16 protein-coding genes are annotated in these 18,580 nt (G+C 70.3%); 12 read left to right on the top strand and 4 right to left on the bottom strand.

All coding sequences use genetic code 11. From position 1 onward, the window contains the following. Window positions 1-5: 5 nt before the first annotated feature. Window positions 6-1,319 carry a branched-chain amino acid ABC transporter permease gene (locus AC1DXT_RS15390; RefSeq protein WP_477062167.1) on the bottom strand — a complete coding sequence of 438 codons (1,314 nt, stop codon included), beginning with the start codon at window positions 1,317-1,319 and terminating at the stop codon, window positions 6-8. Window positions 1,320-1,785: 466 nt separating this feature from the next. Between AC1DXT_RS15390 and AC1DXT_RS15385 the strand changes: the two genes are divergently transcribed. Beyond that, window positions 1,786-2,415: an N-acetyltransferase family protein gene (locus AC1DXT_RS15385; RefSeq protein WP_477062166.1), complete on the top strand. Its 630-nt coding sequence runs from the start codon at window positions 1,786-1,788 to the stop codon at window positions 2,413-2,415. On the opposite strand, the gene AC1DXT_RS15380 is transcribed toward AC1DXT_RS15385, so the two are convergent. Next, the gene (locus AC1DXT_RS15380) at window positions 2,331-2,735 is read right to left on the bottom strand and encodes a PaaI family thioesterase (RefSeq protein WP_477062165.1); all 405 of its coding nucleotides are present in this window, start codon (window positions 2,733-2,735) and stop codon (window positions 2,331-2,333) included. The two genes, AC1DXT_RS15385 and AC1DXT_RS15380, sit on opposite strands and share 85 nt — an antisense overlap. Here AC1DXT_RS15380 and polA point away from each other — a divergent pair. The 3 genes from polA (at window position 2,734) to AC1DXT_RS15365 (ending at window position 7,638) form a co-directional block, all read left to right on the top strand. Further along, the gene (gene polA, locus AC1DXT_RS15375; protein ID WP_477062164.1) at window positions 2,734-5,493 is read left to right on the top strand and encodes a DNA polymerase I; all 2,760 of its coding nucleotides are present in this window, start codon (window positions 2,734-2,736) and stop codon (window positions 5,491-5,493) included. The genes AC1DXT_RS15380 and polA overlap by 2 nt on opposite strands. Before the next feature lie 139 nt (window positions 5,494-5,632). Next, window positions 5,633-5,983: a DUF485 domain-containing protein gene (locus AC1DXT_RS15370; protein WP_477062163.1), complete on the top strand. Its 351-nt coding sequence runs from the start codon at window positions 5,633-5,635 to the stop codon at window positions 5,981-5,983. Beyond that, complete coding sequence (locus AC1DXT_RS15365) at window positions 5,980-7,638, top strand: solute symporter family protein (RefSeq protein WP_477062162.1); 1,659 nt, start codon at window positions 5,980-5,982, stop codon at window positions 7,636-7,638. The genes AC1DXT_RS15370 and AC1DXT_RS15365 overlap by 4 nt, the downstream gene beginning before the upstream one ends. A gap of 22 nt (window positions 7,639-7,660) precedes the next feature. On the opposite strand, the gene AC1DXT_RS15360 is transcribed toward AC1DXT_RS15365, so the two are convergent. Further along, the gene (locus AC1DXT_RS15360) at window positions 7,661-8,479 is read right to left on the bottom strand and encodes a class I SAM-dependent methyltransferase (RefSeq protein WP_477062161.1); all 819 of its coding nucleotides are present in this window, start codon (window positions 8,477-8,479) and stop codon (window positions 7,661-7,663) included. A gap of 106 nt (window positions 8,480-8,585) precedes the next feature. Between AC1DXT_RS15360 and AC1DXT_RS15355 the strand changes: the two genes are divergently transcribed. From AC1DXT_RS15355 to AC1DXT_RS15325, 7 genes are all read left to right on the top strand, one after another. Then, window positions 8,586-9,611: a 6-phosphofructokinase gene (locus AC1DXT_RS15355; RefSeq protein ID WP_477062160.1), complete on the top strand. Its 1,026-nt coding sequence runs from the start codon at window positions 8,586-8,588 to the stop codon at window positions 9,609-9,611. A 221-nt stretch (window positions 9,612-9,832) separates the two neighbouring features. After that, window positions 9,833-11,338: a 30S ribosomal protein S1 gene (rpsA, locus tag AC1DXT_RS15350; RefSeq protein ID WP_056094506.1), complete on the top strand. Its 1,506-nt coding sequence runs from the start codon at window positions 9,833-9,835 to the stop codon at window positions 11,336-11,338. A gap of 80 nt (window positions 11,339-11,418) precedes the next feature. Continuing rightward, a complete protein-coding gene (coaE, locus tag AC1DXT_RS15345) occupies window positions 11,419-12,048 on the top strand; it encodes a dephospho-CoA kinase (protein ID WP_477062159.1) in 630 nt (209 codons plus the stop codon). Further along, window positions 12,045-12,683 (top strand): pyroglutamyl-peptidase I, encoded by a 639-nt coding sequence (gene pcp, locus AC1DXT_RS15340; RefSeq protein WP_477062158.1) that lies wholly within the window; start codon window positions 12,045-12,047, stop codon window positions 12,681-12,683. The genes coaE and pcp overlap by 4 nt, the downstream gene beginning before the upstream one ends. A 45-nt stretch (window positions 12,684-12,728) precedes the next feature. Next, window positions 12,729-14,834 (top strand): excinuclease ABC subunit UvrB, encoded by a 2,106-nt coding sequence (gene uvrB / locus AC1DXT_RS15335; RefSeq protein ID WP_477062157.1) that lies wholly within the window; start codon window positions 12,729-12,731, stop codon window positions 14,832-14,834. Window positions 14,835-15,049: 215 nt separating this feature from the next. Further along, window positions 15,050-16,057, top strand: coding sequence for a TerC family protein (locus AC1DXT_RS15330; protein ID WP_477062156.1), 1,008 nt, complete (start codon window positions 15,050-15,052; stop codon window positions 16,055-16,057). Window positions 16,058-16,067: 10 nt separating this feature from the next. Next, window positions 16,068-17,090, top strand: coding sequence for a TerC family protein (locus tag AC1DXT_RS15325; protein WP_477062155.1), 1,023 nt, complete (start codon window positions 16,068-16,070; stop codon window positions 17,088-17,090). 4 nt (window positions 17,091-17,094) lie between these two features. On the opposite strand, the gene AC1DXT_RS15320 is transcribed toward AC1DXT_RS15325, so the two are convergent. After that, the gene (locus AC1DXT_RS15320; protein ID WP_477062154.1) at window positions 17,095-17,379 is read right to left on the bottom strand and encodes a YciI family protein; all 285 of its coding nucleotides are present in this window, start codon (window positions 17,377-17,379) and stop codon (window positions 17,095-17,097) included. Window positions 17,380-17,416: 37 nt separating this feature from the next. Between AC1DXT_RS15320 and AC1DXT_RS15315 the strand changes: the two genes are divergently transcribed. Further along, window positions 17,417-18,580, top strand: coding sequence for an acyl-CoA dehydrogenase family protein (locus AC1DXT_RS15315; RefSeq protein WP_477062153.1), 1,164 nt, complete (start codon window positions 17,417-17,419; stop codon window positions 18,578-18,580).

Here is an 18,580-nt window from a genome sequence, read left to right as displayed (position 1 = left end):
GTCTCCTAGCCGACCCGCTCGGCGCGGCCGAGGATGCCTTGAGGTCTGATGAGCAGGACGAGGATCAGGATCAGCAGCGCGACGGCGAACTTGAGGCTCGACGGCAGCCAGAGGGTCGACATCTCCACGACGACACCGATGATGAGCGAGCCGATGAGCGCGCCGTAGGCGGTGCCCAGACCACCGAGGGTCACCGCGGCGAACATCAGCAGCAGCATCTGCAGGCCGAGGTCCCAGGCGGCCCCGTTGAAGGCCAGCGCCAGGAGCGCGCCGCCGAGGCCGGCCAGGCCGGTCGCCAGGATCCACACGAGCCGGATGATCTTGTCGACGTCGATGCCCGAGGCGGACGCGAGGGCGGGGTTGTCCGAGATCGCCCGGGTGGCGCGGCCGGTGCGGGTGCGCTGCAGGAAGAGCGCGACGCCGACGAGCACGATGGTGGCGCACCCCATCGCGATGTAGGACGGGATCGACAGCCGGATCGGGCCGATGCTCCACGACTTGGCGATCGAGGGCAGGACCTGCAGGGTGCTGCCGCCGAAGCGGAACTGGAACGCGTACTGCAGGRCCAGCGACAGCCCGATGCTGACGATCATCAGCTGGACCAGGCCCACTCGGCGTCGCCGCAGCGGTTTCCAGATGACCACGTCCTGGAGCCAGCCGCTGGCCGCCGACAGGATCACCGCGACCAGCACCGACAGGACGATCGGCCAGTGCAGCTGGATGGAGAACACGAAGGTCAGCAGGGCGCCCAGGGTGACCTGCTCGCCGTGCGAGAAGCTCGACATCCCGGTGGTGCCGTAGATCAGGGAGAGCCCGACCGCGGCGAGGGCGAGGATCAGGCCGTACCGGATGCCCAGCGCGAACTGCTGGAGCAGCCGGGTGGGGGTGACCGTGCCCGTCGCGGACGACGAGCTGCCCCCCGTGCTCGGAGTGACGTCCAGCACGAGGTTGAAGTCGACGGTCGACGAGGCGCCGACCACGGCGAGCTGCTCGGTCGGGTTCTCCGCCGAGTCCGCGAGAGCCGCGGTCGAGGGGAGGGTCGACTCGTCGAGCTCGACCGTGTAGCGCGCCCGTCCGGGGATCGCGACGGCCCACGTGCCGTTGGCGGCCGTCGTCGTCGACTCCTCGAAGTCGTCGTCCTCGTTCGTCACCGTGATGGTGACGCCCTCTACGGGGCCGGCGGTGTTCTGCAGCGTCCCGCCGATGCAGCCGGTCTCGGCGTCCGCGACGCAGGAGACCGCCGCGGCGGCGGAGGCGGACTCGGCCTGCAGGCCGATGACGCCGACGAATGCCGCCGCGAGCATGCTCAGCGCGATCAACAGTCGAGTTCTGCGGGGCCTGTCCGTCGTCGCAACATGCGGCACGGTGGGTCTCCGTCCAGGTTCTAGGGGGCCGGGCTCGTGCACGGGTCCGACGGCATTGTCGAACCAGCGCGACGCCTGCCGTGTGGCAGGACGATAGGCAGGGATTGTGTCTTGTTCATTTCGCGATGGCGAGTGTCTGGGCTGTGCGGGCACGAGCGTGTCGGGTTTTGTGGTCGGACGTCCAGTTTGGCCGCCTCCGAGCGCGGTGCCCCTCTCCCGGGGGCTAGGCATACGGTGGTGGCTGCGTCATGATCGAGGGCGGCGCCGTCGTGGGCAGAGGAGGCGTCACCCCGACCGGATCCCCCTCGTCCCGTCTGGAGGTACCACTGCCGTGCGTCTTGGAGTGCAAGTCCGCGAAGCCCTGCCGGGCGACCTGGAGAGCCTCGTCGCGCTCTGTCTGACCGCGCGCCAGGAGGCTGGTGTGGGTTCCCAGCTGTGCACCGACGACGCCGACCGCCTGCGCGACCAGCTGGGAGCGCTCCTCGCGGTGCCGGGCGGACGCGTGCTGCTGGCCCTCCTCGACGACGACCCGGCCGGCCTGCTGCTGGCCCGCGTCGTCGGGCCGGGACCCTTCACCGACGTCGTGAGCCTCGACATCGAGGCGGTGTACGTGCTGCCCGCCGCGCGCCGTCGTGGCCTCGGGCACGCCCTGCTGGTCGGCGCGACGACGGTCGCGGAGGAGGCGGGCGCCACCGAGCTGTACTCGTCGCCGCTGCCGGGCTCCCGCGGGATGCAGCGCTTCCTCGCCCGGCTCGGGTTCGCACCGGCCGCGTCGCACCGGGTGGTGACGGCCGCGGCGCTCCAGCGCAAGCTCGCGCACGACCAGGGCCACGCCGGCACGCCGGGCGCCGCACGGCGCTCCGGTCCGCGTGGGCTCGAGGACCTCATCGCGCGTCGACGTCAGGCACGCGCCGCACGGCAGCCCGTCGACGAGCAGGTCCAGCCCGCCCGCGCGTCCGGCGCGGATCAGGGACGTGCGTCGATCAGCATGCAGGTCAGCCGGGCTGTGCAGACCAGCCGGCCGCCGTCGTCCTCGACCACGACCTGGTAGGTGGCGAGCGTCCTGCCGAGGTGCAGCGCCGTCGCCGTCCCGGTGACCAGGCCCGAGCGCGCCGACCGGTGGTGGGTGGCGTTGAGCTCGATCCCCACCGCGGCCCGTCCCTCGCCGGCATGCGCCATCGCGGAGATGGAGCCCAGCGTCTCGGCCAGCACCGCGGACGCGCCTCCGTGCAGCAGGCCGTAGGGCTGCGTGTTGCCGGCGACCGGCATGGTGGCCACCGTGCGCTGCGCGGAGGCCTCGGTCACCACGATGCCCATGCGCTCGATGAGGGTGCCCGCGTAGGGCTGGTCGGGGATCGTCGTGTCGGACATGGCAGATAGGTTGGCACCCGTGAGCGACGCACTGCCAGCGGTTCCGCCGGCCACTCCCGGAACGCCTGCCCGACTCCTCCTGATCGACGGTCACTCGATGGCCTACCGGGCGTTCTTCGCGCTCCCGGTGGACAAGTTCGCGACGTCGTCCGGTGAGCCCACCAACGCGGTGTTCGGGTTCTTCTCGATGATCGCCAACCTGCTGCGGGACGAGGCGCCGACGCACGTGGCGGTCGCGTTCGACGCGGGCCGGACGACGTTCCGGACCGAGGTGTACGAGGCGTACAAGGGCAACCGGGATGCCACGCCCGCCCCGTTCAAGGGACAGGTGGCGGTCATCCAGCGGGTCCTCGAGACCATGCACATCCCGTACCTCTCCAAGGCTCAGTTCGAGGCCGACGACATCCTGGCCACGCTGTCGGTGCAGGCGCGCGCCCAGGGCATGCAGGTGCTGATCTGCACCGGCGACCGCGACGCGCTCCAGCTGGTGAACGAGGACGTCACGGTGCTCTATCCGGTCAAGGGCGTCTCGGAGCTGGCCCGGATGACGCCCGAGGCCGTCGAGACGAAGTACGGGGTGCCGCCCGGGCGCTACCCCGACCTCGCCGCGCTCGTCGGGGAGAGCAGCGACAACCTGCCCGGCATCCCCGGGGTCGGCCCGAAGACGGCGGCCAAGTGGATCGTCCAGTACGACGGGCTCGACGGGATCCTCGCCGCCGCGGACCAGGTGCCCGGCAAGGCGGGGGAGTCGCTGCGCGACAACCTCGACCAGGTGCGCCTGAACCGGCAGCTCAACGCGCTGCTCACCGACATCGAGCTCCCGCTGGGCCCGGAGGACCTCGCGGCCCGGCCGTGGGACCGCCCCGCGCTGCACGCCGTGCTCGAGGAGCTCGAGTTCCGCGCCATCCGCGACCGGCTCTTCGCCATGCTGCCCGACGAGGCCGGTGACGGACCGGGGACGGTCGCCGCCGCGCAGCTCGACCTCACGGTCCTCGGCTCCGGCGAGCTCGCCGGCTGGCTGACCGCCCGGGCCGGGAAGCCCCTCGGCGTGGACGTCCGCGGCTCGGGTGCACCCGCCGGCGGCGACGCCTGGGGGATCGCCCTGGCGGACCCGGACGGTCAGGCGGCCGCGTTCGACCTCGCCGAGATCCAGCCACCCGACGAGACCGCGCTGGCGGCGTGGCTCGCCGACCCGGCGGCACCGAAGATCGTGCACGCCTCGAAGGAGGCCTGGCACGCGCTGGCCGGCCGCGGCCTGCCCCTCGCCGGGGTGGTGTTCGACACCGAGCTCGCGGCGTACCTGTGCCAGCCCGACCGCCGCGCGTACGACCTGACCGACCTCGCGATCGGCTACCTGCACCGCGAGCTAGGCGCCGACGAGGCTGCGGACGGCGCGCAAGGGGCGCTGGACCTCGAGCTGGACGGCACCGACGAGGGCCGCCGCGCAGCCGTCCGTGCCGCCGCGGTCCGGGACCTGGCCGACGTGCTGGGCGGCGAGGTGGCCGACCGGGGCGCCACCAGCCTCCTGGACACCCTCGAGCTGCCGCTCGTCGACGTGCTGGCCCGGATGGAGCGGACCGGGATCGCGATCGACTCCGGCTACCTGTCGGGACTCGAGAAGTCGTTCGACAGCCAGGTGCAGAACGCCGCGGCGGAGGCGTACGCGGTCATCGGCCGCGAGGTGAACCTGGGCTCGCCCAAGCAGCTCCAGGAGGTCCTGTTCGACCAGCTGGGCATGCCGAAGACCAAGAAGATCAAGACCGGGTACACCACCGACGCCGCCGCGCTCACCGACCTGTTCGCCCGCACGCAGCACCCGTTCCTCGAGCACCTGCTGGCCCACCGGGACGCCATCCGGCTGCGGCAGACCGTCGAGGGGCTCCTGCGGTCCATCGCCGCGGACGGACGCATCCACACCACGTTCCAGCAGACGATCGCCGCGACCGGGCGGCTCTCGTCGGCGGACCCGAACCTGCAGAACATCCCGATCCGTACCGAGGCGGGCCGTCAGATCCGGCGGGCGTTCGTGGTCGGTGACGGGTACGAGACGCTGCTGACCGCGGACTACTCGCAGATCGAGATGCGGATCATGGCGCACCTGTCGGGCGACGAGGGCCTGATCGACGCGTTCCGCTCGGGCGAGGACCTGCACAGCTACGTCGGCTCGCGCGTGTTCGGCGTGCCGACCGACGAGGTCACCCCGGCGATGCGCTCGAAGATCAAGGCCATGAGCTACGGCCTGGCGTACGGGTTGTCGTCCTACGGCCTCTCCCAGCAGCTCTCGATCGAGGTGTCCGAGGCCGCGGCGCTCATGCAGGACTACTTCTCGCGGTTCGGCGGTGTGCGCGACTACCTGACGGGCGTCGTCGACGTCGCGCGGCAGACCGGGTACACCGCCACGATCCTGGGACGGCGCCGGTACCTCCCGGACCTGACGAGCGACAACCGCCAGCGCCGCGAGGTCGCCGAGCGGATGGCTCTCAACGCGCCGATCCAGGGCAGCGCCGCCGACCTCATCAAGGTGGCGATGCTCGGCGTCGACCGGGAGCTCACGCGCCGCGGGCTCGGCTCGCGGATGCTCCTGCAGGTGCACGACGAGCTGGTGCTCGAGGTCGCGCCCGGCGAGCGGGACGAGGTCGAGGCGCTCGTGCGCGAGCAGATGGGCGCCGCAGGGGACGCCGCCGCCGACGGCCCGCTGGACGTGGCGCTCGACGTGACGGTCGGCGCGGGCGGCTCCTGGCACGACGCCGGGCACTGAGCCGTCCCTCGATCGTGCGTATTCGGGGGCTATCGGCGGGTTCGTCGTAACTATCGGATGCAATTCGGAGTGATCTGCGCCACAGTGTCGGGCACACAGTGGCGATGGAGCCGCTGACGTCCCTTGCTGGGAGGCGCTGGTGACCGACACCTTCGGAGAACGCGAGACCGACTACCAACGAGTCCAGAACGGCGCAGAGTTCCAGGCCCTCAAGCGCCGGTTCCGCCGCTTCGTCTTCCCGATGACGGCCTTCTTCCTGTCCTGGTACTTCCTGTACGTGCTGCTCGCCAACTACGCGCACGACTTCATGGCGACCAAGGTCTGGGGCAACATCACCGTCGGCCTGCTGCTCGGGCTCGGCCAGTTCGTCTCGACCTTCATCATCACGATGGTCTACGCGCGCTGGGCCAACACCAAGCAGGACGCGGTGGCGGAGCGGCTGCGCCTGCACATCGAGGACGGCACCGCCCTGGACGGGGGTGCCGCATGAGCGCCTCCCTGAGCAGCCTGCTGCGAGCCGCCGAGTCGGAGGACATCGGCAACCCCGCGCTCAACATCGCGATCTTCGGCGCCTTCGTGCTCCTCACGCTCGTGATCGTCTTCCGCGCCTCCCGCAACAACAAGACGGCCGCCGACTACTACGCGGCCGGGCGCTCGTTCACCGGACCGCAGAACGGCACCGCGATCGCGGGCGACTACCTGTCCGCGGCGTCGTTCCTGGGCATCTGCGGCGCCATCGCGATCAACGGGTACGACGGCTTCCTGTACTCGATCGGCTTCCTGGTGGCGTGGCTCGTCGCGCTGCTGCTGGTCGCCGAGCTGCTCCGGAACACCGGCCGGTTCACCATGGCCGACGTCCTGTCGTTCCGGCTCAAGCAGCGGCCCGTCCGCATGGCCGCGGCCCTGGCCACCCTGACGGTCGTCTTCTTCTACCTGCTGGCGCAGATGGCCGGCGCCGGTGGCCTGGTCGCCCTGCTCCTGGGCGTGAACGGGCTGGCCGCGCAGGGGCTCGTCATCGCCGTCGTCGGCGCGCTGATGATCCTGTACGTGCTGGTCGGCGGAATGAAGGGGACCACCTGGGTCCAGATCATCAAGGCGATCCTGCTCATCGCGGGCGCCGCGATCATGACGATCTGGGTGCTGGCGAAGTTCGGGTTCAACCTGTCCGACCTGCTCCAGGGCGCCATCGACACGGCCGGTGAGGGCGGCGAGGCGCTCATCGCGCCAGGCAAGCAGTACGGCGTCAGCTCCATGAGCCAGCTGAACTTCTTGTCGCTCGCGCTGGCGCTCGTCCTGGGCACCGCCGGGCTGCCGCACGTGCTCATGCGCTTCTACACGGTGCCCTCGGCCAAGGAGGCGCGCCGCTCGGTCGTCTGGGCCATCTGGCTCATCGGCATCTTCTACCTGTTCACCCTGGTGCTCGGGTACGGTGCCGCAGCACTGGTCGGACCGGAGGCCATCAAGGCCGCACCGGGCGGTGTGAACTCGGCGGCACCGCTGCTCGCGTTCGAGCTGGGCGGCGTCGTCCTGCTGGGCGTCATCTCGGCGGTGGCGTTCGCCACGATCCTCGCGGTCGTCGCGGGTCTGACCATCACCGCCGCGGCGACGTTCGCGCACGACATCTACGCCTCGGTGATCAAGCACGGGGAGGTCTCGCCCGACGGCGAGGTGCGGGTCGCCCGGATCACCGTGGTGGCCATCGGCATCCTCGCGATCATCGGCGGCATCTTCGCCAACGGCCAGAACGTGGCGTTCCTCGTGGCGCTGGCCTTCGCGGTCGCCGCGAGCGCCAACCTGCCGACGATCCTCTACTCGCTGTTCTGGAAGAGGTTCAACACGTCCGGCGCGCTGTGGAGCATGTACGGCGGGCTGATCTCCTGCCTCGTGCTCATCACCTTCTCGCCGGTGGTGTCCGGCAAGGTCGACCCGGTGACGGGCGCGAGCCTGTCGATGATCAAGAACACGAACGTCGACTTCGCCGTGATCCCCCTGGAGAACCCGGGCCTGATCTCGATCCCGCTCGCGTTCGTCCTCGGGATCGTCGGCACCTACCTCAGCAAGGAACCGCCGCACCCCGAGAAGTACGCGGAGATGGAGGTCCGGTCGCTGACCGGCGCCGGCTCCGAGAAGGCGACGGTGCACTGACGCACTGACCGCGGGCGGCCACCTACCCGGGTGGCCGCCCGCGGTGCGTCACGAAGATGGCCGTCCCCGGCAGCCTCGCTCCGCGCACGGGTCCCCAGCCGCCCCACGTCCGGTCGTGACCCGCGGGCCACTCCGGCTCCACCAGCCGGTCGAGGACGAACCCCGCGGACACCAGCTCCGCCACGTGGTCGCCCAGGGTCCGGTGGTACTCGGCGTACAGCACGCGTCCCGACTCGCCGATCTCGGCATAGGGCGTGCGGTCGAAGTACGACCGCGTGGCGGTCAGCCCCGCCTCGCCCGGGTCGTCGGGGAACGCCCAGCGGACCGGGTGGGTCACGGCGAACACCCAGCGACCGCCGGGTCGCAGCACCCGGGCGACCTCCGCATGGACGCGGTCGGCGTCGGGCACGAAGGGGAGCGCTCCGAACGCCGTGAACGCGACGTCGAACGAGGCGTCCGCGAACGGGAGCGCCCGGGCGTCGGCCTGGACCATCGGCGTCGGGCGCCCGACCGCCGCGTCGTACCGGGCTCCCGCGGCGAGCATCCCGCCGGACACGTCGGTGGCGACGACGTTGACGCCCTCGCCGACGAGCCAGCGGGCGCACTGCGCCGCGCCGGCGCCCACCTCGAGCACGCGTCGCCCGGTCAGGTCGCCCAGCAGGTGCGCGTCCTTCTCCCGCACGCCCTCGGGGCACCAGCAGAAGTCCGCCGGTCCGAGGAAGGTGCCATGCTCGTCGAGGTACTCCTGGGCGTTGGCGTCCCACCAGCCGCGGCTCGCAGCTCCTCCCGAGGCTGACGGCACGTCGAGGTAGCCTGCCTCGGCCAGGTGGTCGTCGCTCATGGGACCAGTGTCACGTCTGCCGCGCCGACCGCGCGGATACGCTGTCGTCAGGCAGCCCGACGACGCGCTTCCCATCCAGTTGTTCCCGCGATCAAGGAGTGCCAGCGTGCGAGTCGGTCTGCTCACGGGCGGCGGCGACGTCCCCGGCCTCAACGCCGCGATCCGCGCCGTCGTCAAGCGCGGCGAGGGCGAGTACGGCCACACGATCACCGGTTTCCGCAACGGGTGGCGCGGCGTCGTCGACGGGCTCAGCATGCCCCTGACGCGCGAGCACATCCGCAACCAGCTGGCGGTCGGCGGCACCCTGCTCGGGACCGCCCGCTATCACCCCCACGCGGACAACGGCGGGCTGGACGCGGTGCTGTCCACGCTCGAGTCGGAGAAGATCGAGGCGCTCATCTGCATCGGCGGCGACGGCACGCTGCACGCCGCGAGCAAGGTGGCCGAGGCCGGCATCCGGATCGTCGCGATCCCCAAGACGATCGACAACGACGTCTGGGGCACCGACCAGTCCATCGGCTTCGACACCGCCGTCTCCATCGCCACCGAGGCGATCGACCGCATCCACACCACCGCGGAGAGCCACAACCGCGTGATGATCGTCGAGGTCATGGGCCGGCACGCGGGCTGGATCGCCGCGACGTCGGGCATCGCGGGCGGCGCCGAGATCGTGCTGGCTCCCGAGGAGCCGTTCGACATCGAGAAGATCGAGAAGTTCCTCAAGCACCGGCACCGCGCGCACGCCAGCTTCTCCATCATCGTGGTCGCCGAGGGTGCCGTCCCCGCGCCGGGCACCGCGATGGACTACGAGACGCAGGTCGGCAAGTTCGGCGACATCGTCGCCGGAGCCGTCGGCGAGCGCCTCAAGCTCGAGATCGAGCAGCGCACGGGCTTCGACACCCGCCTCGTCGTGCTCGGGCACGTGCAGCGCGGCGGCATCCCGACGCACGTCGACCGGATCCTCGGTTCGCGCTTCGGGGTCGCGGCGATCGACGCGGCGACCGACGGCCAGTCGAACGTCATGACCGCGCTGCGGGGCGAGTCCGTGGTGATGGTGCCGCTCAGCGAGGTGGCCGGCAAGGTCAAGTACGTGCCGCACGAGCTGCTCGCGGTCGCGCGCGCCCTGGCGTGATCAGGCTTTGACCTGCCCATCGTCACCCCGATAGGGTGGACGGCGGTGCCGCGCGCCCTGTTGCGTCGGCGTGTCCTCACTCGTACTGCTCGTGCGAGGGCTCTCTCCGGGGAGTCGAGGGCGTCCCACCAGATCGCGATCACCACACGCATGTCACCGTGCCGCCGGCACACACGTTCAGTCCGTACAACTTCCCTGTCCGCATCGGAGCCCATCCCTACATGAGCATCACCACCCCCGCGAAGCCCGCCACCCCGCAGGTCGCGATCAACGACATCGGCTCGGCCGAGGACTTCCTCGCCGCGATCGACGCCACCATCAAGTACTTCAACGATGGCGACATCGTCGAGGGCACCATCGTCAAGGTCGACCGCGACGAGGTCCTTCTCGACATCGGTTACAAGACCGAGGGCGTCATCCCCTCCCGTGAGCTGTCCATCAAGCACGACGTGGACCCCGGTGAGGTCGTCAAGGTCGGCGACGTGGTCGAGGCCCTCGTCCTCCAGAAGGAGGACAAGGAAGGCCGGCTGATCCTGTCCAAGAAGCGCGCACAGTACGAGCGCGCCTGGGGCACGATCGAGAAGATCAAGGAGGAGGACGGCGTCGTCACCGGCACCGTCATCGAGGTCGTCAAGGGCGGCCTCATCCTCGACATCGGTCTGCGCGGCTTCCTGCCCGCGTCGCTGGTGGAGATGCGTCGCGTCCGCGACCTCCAGCCGTACGTCGGCAAGGAGATCGAGGCCAAGATCATCGAGCTCGACAAGAACCGCAACAACGTGGTCCTGTCGCGCCGTGCCTGGCTCGAGCAGACGCAGTCCGAGGTGCGCTCCACCTTCCTGCAGACGCTGCAGAAGGGCCAGGTCCGCCCCGGTGTCGTGTCCTCGATCGTCAACTTCGGTGCGTTCGTGGACCTGGGTGGCGTGGACGGGCTCGTGCACGTCTCCGAGCTGTCCTGGAAGCACATCGACCACCCGTCCGAGGTCGTCGAGGTCGGCCAGGAGGTCACCGTTGAGGTTCTCGACGTCGACTTCGACCGCGAGCGTGTCTCCCTGTCGCTGAAGGCGACGCAGGAGGACCCGTGGCAGGCCTTCGCCCGGACGCACGCCATCGGTCAGGTCGTCCCCGGCAAGGTCACCAAGCTGGTTCCGTTCGGTGCGTTCGTGCGCGTCGAGGATGGCATCGAGGGCCTGGTCCACATCTCGGAGCTGGCCGTGCGCCACGTCGAGATCCCGGAGCAGGTCGTCCAGGTCGGCGACGACGTCTTCGTCAAGGTCATCGACATCGACCTGGAGCGTCGCCGCATCTCGCTGTCGCTCAAGCAGGCGAACGAGGGCTTCGACCCGGCCAGCGAGGACTTCGACCCCGCGCTGTACGGCATGGCGGCCGAGTACGACGACGCCGGCAACTACAAGTACCCCGAGGGCTTCGACCCGGCCACGAACGAGTGGCTCGAGGGCTTCGAGGCACAGCGCGAGGTGTGGGAGGCGCAGTACGCGCAGGCCCACGAGCGCTGGGAGGCGCACCGCAAGCAGGTCGCCGACGCCGCGAAGGCCGACGCGGAGGCCGCCAGCGGCGCCGCCGAGGGTGCGACGTCCTCGTCCAGCTCGTCGAGCTCGTCCGCCGGCCCGGTGCCGTCGACGTACTCGTCGTCCACCGAGGAGGCCGCGGGCACGCTCGCGTCCGACGAGGCGCTCGCCGCTCTGCGCGAGAAGCTCACGGGTAACTGAACCCACCCGCTCGATGGCCGGTCACCTTCCGAGGTGGCCGGCCATCGGCGTATCTGTCGAAGGCAGGGCAGGATGGTCGGATGCAACGCATCGGACTGACAGGCGGGATCGCGGCCGGCAAGTCCGTCGCGGCACGGCGACTGGCTGAGCTCGGGGCGGTGGTGATCGACTCCGACGTGCTGGCGCGGGAGGCCGTGGCGACCGGGTCCGCCGGGCTCGACGCGGTCGTCGAGGAGTTCGGCTCCGGCGTGCTCGGGGCCGACGGCTCGCTGGACCGGGCAGCGCTCGCGTCGATCGTGTTCACCGACCCGGCGGCCCGGGCGCGACTGGACGCGATCGTGCACCCGGTCGTCCGTCGGCTCTCCGCCGAGCGCGAGGCCGCCGCCGCGGTGACCGACCACGGAGCCGTCGTCGTGCACGACATCCCGCTGCTGGTCGAGACCGGCCAGGCGGACGCGTTCCACGTGCTCGTGGTGGTGCACGCACCCGCGGTGCTGCGCGTCGAGCGCCTGGTCCGGCTGCGCGGCATGGACCGCAACGAGGCCGAGGCGCGGGTGTCGGCGCAGGCGAGCGACGACGAGCGGCTCGCGGTCGCGGACGTCGTGCTGGACGGCACCGGGAGCGACGACTCCCTGCGGGCTCAGGTGGACGAGCTCTGGGACCGGCTCGCGGTGGAGCGGGCGGACGAGCTCGCGGCCGAGACCCCGTGACGCGCGTCCTGCTGACCGGTTTCGGCCCGTTCGACGGGCAGAGTGTGAACGCGTCGTGGCTCGCGGTCCAGGAGCTCGCCTCGCGGTGGACCGCGCCGCACGAGCTCGTGGTGCGTGAGCTCCCCGTCTCGTTCCGGGGAGCTCGTCAGCAGCTGCGGGTGGCGATCGCGGAGACGTCGCCCGACCTGGTCGTGTGCGTCGGCGAGGCGGGTGGTCGCGCGGCAGTCGGGGTGGAGCGCGTCGCCGTCAACCTGATCGACGCCCGGATCCCGGACGTCGACGGGTCGGCACCGGTCGACGTCCCCGTGATCGCGGGGGCCCCCGCAGCGTTCTTCTCCACGCTGCCGGTCAAGGCGTGCGCCGCAGCGGTGCGCGACGCCGGTATTCCGGTCGAGGTCTCGAACACCGCCGGTCTCTACGTCTGCAACGCGACGTTCTACGCGCTGCAGCACCTGCTGTCGTCACGGCCCGAGGTCCGCAGCGGCTTCGTGCACGTGCCGCGCACGCCGGCCCAGGTCGACGACGGTGGTGCGTCGATGGAGGTCGGCGACGCGGCCTCGGCGCTGCACGCCCTCCTGCGAGCCGCGCTGTCGACGACCACGGACCTGCGGGAGTCCGCCGGCACGCTCGCCTGACCTCCCGCCGACGCGGGTGTCGGTGGTGGCACGTACGGTTGTGGCATGCGTCCAGTCACCGATCTCCAGCGGACCGTCGCGCCGTTCGAGGTGATCTCCGAGTACACGCCGTCCGGCGACCAGCCGAAGGCGATCAAGGAGCTGACCGAGCGCATCAAGGCAGGGGAGAAGGACGTCGTGCTGCTCGGTGCCACGGGTACCGGCAAGTCCGCGACGACGGCCTGGCTCATCGAGCAGGTCCAGCGTCCGACGCTCGTCATGGCCCCGAACAAGACGCTCGCCGCGCAGCTGGCCACGGAGTTCCGGGAGCTGCTGCCCAACAACGCCGTCGAGTACTTCGTCTCGTACTACGACTACTACCAGCCCGAGGCGTACATCGCGCAGACGGACACCTACATCGAGAAGGACTCGTCGATCAACGACGAGGTCGAACGCCTGCGGCACTCGGCCACCAGCTCGCTGCTCACCCGCCGGGACGTCATCGTGGTCGCGTCCGTGAGCTGCATCTACGGCCTCGGGACGCCGCAGGAGTACGTGGACCGCATGGTGACGCTCTCCGTGGGCGACCAGGTGGACCGCGACCAGCTCCTGCGCAAGTTCGTGACCATGCAGTACACCCGCAACGACATGGCGTTCACGCGCGGCACGTTCCGCGTGCGGGGGGACACGGTCGAGATCATCCCGGTGTACGAGGAGCTGGCCATCCGGATCGAGTTCTTCGGCGACGAGATCGAGGCGATCGCCACGCTGCACCCGCTCACCGGGGACGTGGTGCACTCCGAGCAGCAGATGCACATCTTCCCGGCCACCCACTACGTCGCCGGCCCCGAGCGCATGGAGCGGGCGATCCGCGGCATCGAGCTGGAGCTGGAGGAGCGGCTGGCGGAGCTCGAGCGCCAGAACAAGCTGCTCGAGGCCCAGCGGCTACGCATGCGCACCACGTACGACATCGAGATGATGCGGCAGATCGGCTCGTGCTCCGGCATCGAGAACTACTCGCGGCACATCGACGGGCGCAGCGCGGGCACCGCCCCGAACACGCTCATCGACTACTTCCCCGAGGACTTCCTGCTGGTCATCGACGAGTCGCACGTCACGGTGCCGCAGATCGGCGCGATGTTCGAGGGCGACATGTCCCGCAAGCGCGCACTGGTGGACCACGGCTTCCGGCTGCCCAGCGCCACGGACAACCGGCCGCTGCGCTGGGAGGAGTTCGTCGAGCGGATCGGCCAGACGGTCTACCTCTCCGCGACGCCCGGCAACTACGAGATGTCGATCTCCGACGGCGTGGTGGAGCAGATCATCCGGCCCACCGGGCTGGTCGACCCCGAGGTCATCGTGAAGCCCACGGCCGGGCAGATCGACGACCTGCTGGGGGAGATCCACGACCGGGTGGAGCGGGACGAGCGCGTGCTGGTCACCACGCTCACCAAGAAGATGGCCGAGGACCTCACGGACTACTTCCTGGAGAAGGGCGTCCGCGTGCGTTACCTGCACTCGGAGGTGGACACGCTGCGTCGCGTGGAGCTCCTGCGCGAGCTGCGGCTCGGCGAGTACGACGTCCTGGTCGGCATCAACCTGCTGCGCGAGGGTCTCGACCTGCCCGAGGTGTCACTGGTCGCGATCCTGGACGCGGACAAGGAGGGCTTCCTGCGGTCCGGGCGGTCGCTCATCCAGACCATCGGGCGCGCGGCGCGCAACGTGTCCGGCCAGGTGCACATGTACGCGGACCGGATCACGGACGGCATGGCGCTGGCCATCGAGGAGACGTCTCGGCGCCGCGAGAAGCAGGTGGCCTACAACCTCGAGAACGGCATCGACCCCACGCCCCTGCGCAAGAAGATCGGCGACATCACCGACCTGCTGGCACGCGAGGACGCCGACACGGCGGAGCTGCTCGGGGGTGCGGGCCGGCAGTCCAGCCGCGGCAAGGCACCGGTGCCGGGCTTCGGGTCGAAGGGTGGACCGCGCGACGAGCGGACGCGTCTGACGGGCGCGGCCGCGGGCGAGCTGGCGGACCTCATCCAGCAGCTGTCGGACCAGATGCACGCGGCGGCCGCCGAGCTGCAGTTCGAGCTGGCCGCACGCCTGCGGGACGAGATCTCGGGGATGAAGAAGGAGCTCCGGCAGATGCAGGCCGCGACCGCCTGAGGCGCCCCCGCGCCGGGCCACCGTGGACAGGACACGAGCCCGACACATGCGTGCCTTATGCTTGCGCACGTTGAAGGGGAGTACCCCACACACGATCCCGTCGTCATCACGGACCCGCTCGCGCGGGGCCCGGTGGGATCGGTCCGCTGCGGATGTGTCGCGCGGGCGGGGGAGACCTTCGGTACCGATGCATCTCTCGTACCGGAGGTTTCTGCATGGATGTGTCCGGCTGGGTCTGGGCAGGGACGGCGGTCTTCGTCGTCGGACTGATCTTCTTCGACTTCTTCGCGCACGTGCGGACGCCGCACGCCCCGAGCTTCCAGGAGTCCGCGCGCTGGTCGATCTTCTACATCGCGCTCGCCCTGGTGTTCGGCGTGGTGGTGGGCATGGCGTGGGGCTGGGGCCCGGGCACGGAGTACTTCGCCGGGTACGTCACCGAGAAGAGCCTCTCCGTCGACAACCTCTTCGTCTTCCTCATCATCATGACCAAGTTCGCGGTGCCGCGTGAGTACCAGCAGAAGGTGCTCCTGGTCGGTGTCGTGATCGCGCTGATCCTGCGGACGATCTTCATCCTGGCCGGTGCGGCCGCGATCGAGCAGTTCTCGTGGGTGTTCTACATCTTCGGGCTGTTCCTCGTGTACACCGCGGTGAAGCTCTCCCGCGAGCACCACGACGCCGAGCACCCCGACCCGCGCGAGGAGCGCGACGGCATCGCGGTCCGGATGCTCAAGCGGGTCCTGCCCACCACGGACGAGTACCACGGCGACCGCCTGACCGTGAAGATCGATGGCAAGCGGTTCCTCACCCCGATGCTCGTGGTCATGGTGGCCATCGGCTCGACGGACATCCTGTTCGCGCTCGACTCGATCCCGGCCATCTACGGCCTGACCGAGGAGCCGTACATCGTCTTCACGGCCAACGCGTTCGCCCTGCTGGGGCTGCGCCAGCTGTACTTCCTCATCGGCGGGCTGCTCGAGCGCCTGGTCTACCTGTCGCAGGGCCTCGCCGTCATCCTCGGGTTCATCGGCATCAAGCTGGTGCTCCACGCGTTGCACGTGAACGAGCTGCCCTTCATCAACAACGGCGAACCCGTCGAGTGGGCGCCCGAGATCCCCATCTGGCTGTCGCTCACGGTCATCCTCGGCACCCTCGCCGTGGCGACCGTGGCCAGCCTCCTGAAGACCCGCAACGACGAGCGCATCGCCTCGTCGACCGAGAGCTGAGGACTACCGCGTGAACGTCGACCCCCTGGTCTGGATCGTCTCCCTCGGTCTGGCAGGTGCCCTGCTGGTGGTCGACGTCGCCATCGTCGGGCGCCGCCCGCACGTGCCGACCACGGCCGAGTGCGTGCGGTACCTGGCTCTCTACATCGGTCTCGCGGTGCTGTTCGGGATCGGTGTCTGGGTGACGTCGGGCGCCGAGTACGCGGGTCAGTTCTTCGCGGGCTGGCTGACCGAGTACTCGCTGTCGATCGACAACCTCTTCGTGTTCCTGCTGATCATGGGCAAGTTCGCGGTGCCGCGCGCGTACCAGCAGACCGCCCTGCTCATCGGGATCATCCTGGCGCTGGTGTTCCGCGGGCTGTTCATCTGGGCCGGTGCCGCGGTCATCGACGCGTTCAGCTGGGTGTTCTACCTCTTTGGCGCGTTCCTCGTCTACACGGCGTGGAAGGTCGGTCGTGAGGGTGAGGTGGACGAGGGCGACGAGTTCCACCCGCCGCTCCTGCTGCGGATCGTGCAGCGCGTGTTCCCGGCCACCCCGGACTACCACGGGGTCAAGCTCACGGTGGTCCAGGGCGGCCGCCGGCTCATGACCCCCATGTTCGTGGTGCTCGTCGCGCTCGGCGCCACGGACCTGCTCTTCGCGTTCGACTCGATCCCGGCGATCTTCGGGCTCACCAGCGAGCCGTACCTCGTGCTGATGGCCAACCTGTTCGCCCTCATGGGACTGCGCCAGCTCTACTTCCTGCTGGGCGACCTGCTGACGCGGCTGGTGTACCTCAACATCGGGCTGGCGGTCCTGCTCGGCTTCATCGGCGTCAAGCTCGTCCTGCACGCGCTGCACGAGAACGAGGTGCCGTTCATCAACGGCGGCGAGCCGGTCGCGTGGGCGCCGGACATCCCGATCTGGTTGTCGCTGAGCGCGATCGTGCTGATCCTCGGGGTGACGGCCGCCGCCAGCATCGTCAAGACGCGGTACGACGAGCGGCGGGCGGTCACTGCGCCCGCGGAGCCGGTCGCCGAGCCCACGGACTGACTCCTCAGGCGCTCCAGGGGCCGAGGACGACGTCCCAGCCCCGCACGTCGGTCTGCGCGACGAGGCCCTCGCGGACGAACGGGTCGTCCGCGAGGATCGCGTCGACGACCTCCGGTGACGCTGCTCGGAACACCAGGAGGGCGCCCGGGTCGCCGTCGGTGAACGGACCGGACCCGAGCAGGGTGCCGTGCTCGGCCAGCGCGGTCAGGTACGCGCGGTGCTCGGTGCGGACGCGGTCCCGCACGTCGGTGCGCTCGTCATAGGTGTAGCGGACGGCATAGGTGGGCATGGCGTCATCCTGCCCGAGCCGGTGGCAGAGTGCTGACATGGCTCGGACGCTGCGCACGCTGCTCACGCAGGACCTGCTGGACCGGATCCACGAGCGTGCACCGCTGCACGACCGTGAGAACACCTTCCCGCACGACGACCTCGCCGACCTGGTCGCGGCGGGGTACCTGACGGCGTTCGTGCCGACCGGGCTGGGCGGCGCAGGGCTCACGCTCGAGGAGGTCGCGCGCGAGCAGGTACGGCTGGCAGCGGCGGCACCGGCCACGGCGCTGGCGGTCAACATGCACCTGGTGGTGACCGGGCTCGCCGCCCTGCTGGTGTCTCGCGGCGACGACTCCGTCGAGTTCATCCTGAGGGATGCCGCGGCGGGGGAGATCTTCGCGTTCGGCAACTCCGAGCCCGGCAACGACCTGGTGATGTTCGGCTCGCGGACGCGCGCAGACCGGCAGCCCGACGGCTCGTACCGCTACAGCGGCACGAAGATCTTCACGTCGCTGTCGCCGGTGTGGACGCAGCTGGCCACGTTCGGTCTGGACGACTCCGACCCTGACGACCCGCGGCTCGTGCACGGGGTCGTCTCCCGCGCCGACGGTGGCACCGAGGCGCGCGACGACTGGGACACGCTCGGCATGCGTGCCACGCAGTCGGCCACCACGGTGCTGGACGGAGCGCTCGCCCCCGCCGACCGCGTCTACCGGTCTCTCCCGCCAGGCCCGAGCGCCGACCCGTTCGTCTTCGCCCTCTTCGCCGTCTTCGAGATCCTGCTCGGCGCGGTCTACACGGGGATCGGCCGGCGAGCGATCGAGCTGGGGGTCGAGGCGGCACGGCGTCGGACCTCGATGAAGTTCGACGGCCGGGCCTACGCGCAGGACCCCGACATCCGCTGGCGGATCGCGGACGCGGTGCTGGCTCAGGACGGTGCGGAGCTGCAGGTCTTCGCCCTCGCTCGCGACGTCGACGAGCAGGTGGACCACGGGTCGCGCTGGTTCGCGCACCTGGTCGGGCTCAAGGTCCGCGCGACCGAGTCCGCCCGGGTGGTCGTCGACAACGCGATCCGTGTCTCGGGAGGGGGGTCGTACTTCTCGGGGAGCGAGCTGGGACGGCTGTACCGCGACGTGCTGGCGGGGATGTTCCACCCGTCCGACGACGAGTCGGCGCACGCGACGCTCGCGACGTCCGTGCTGGGTCCGCCCGAGGCCTGA

It is taken from the genome of Cellulomonas sp. P1_G12_2 (assembly GCF_056405535.1).
The sequence above is the reverse complement of the archived record's forward strand: the minus strand, read 5'-3'. Positions and strand labels throughout refer to the sequence as shown.

Bases quoted from the DNA above. Each gene is read 5' to 3' on its own strand.
- polA (WP_477062164.1), top strand. From the start codon at position 2,734: ATGGCAGATAGGTTGGCACCCGTGAGCGACGCACTGCCAGCGGTTCCG.
- AC1DXT_RS15380 (WP_477062165.1), bottom strand. From the start codon at position 2,735: ATGTCCGACACGACGATCCCCGACCAGCCCTACGCGGGCACCCTCATC.
- AC1DXT_RS15365 (WP_477062162.1), top strand. From the start codon at position 5,980: ATGAGCGCCTCCCTGAGCAGCCTGCTGCGAGCCGCCGAGTCGGAGGAC.
- AC1DXT_RS15360 (WP_477062161.1), bottom strand. From the start codon at position 8,479: ATGAGCGACGACCACCTGGCCGAGGCAGGCTACCTCGACGTGCCGTCA.
- rpsA (WP_056094506.1), top strand. From the start codon at position 9,833: ATGAGCATCACCACCCCCGCGAAGCCCGCCACCCCGCAGGTCGCGATC.
- coaE (WP_477062159.1), top strand. From the start codon at position 11,419: ATGCAACGCATCGGACTGACAGGCGGGATCGCGGCCGGCAAGTCCGTC.
- uvrB (WP_477062157.1), top strand. From the start codon at position 12,729: ATGCGTCCAGTCACCGATCTCCAGCGGACCGTCGCGCCGTTCGAGGTG.
- AC1DXT_RS15330 (WP_477062156.1), top strand. From the start codon at position 15,050: ATGGATGTGTCCGGCTGGGTCTGGGCAGGGACGGCGGTCTTCGTCGTC.
- AC1DXT_RS15320 (WP_477062154.1), bottom strand. From the start codon at position 17,379: ATGCCCACCTATGCCGTCCGCTACACCTATGACGAGCGCACCGACGTG.
- AC1DXT_RS15315 (WP_477062153.1), top strand. From the start codon at position 17,417: ATGGCTCGGACGCTGCGCACGCTGCTCACGCAGGACCTGCTGGACCGG.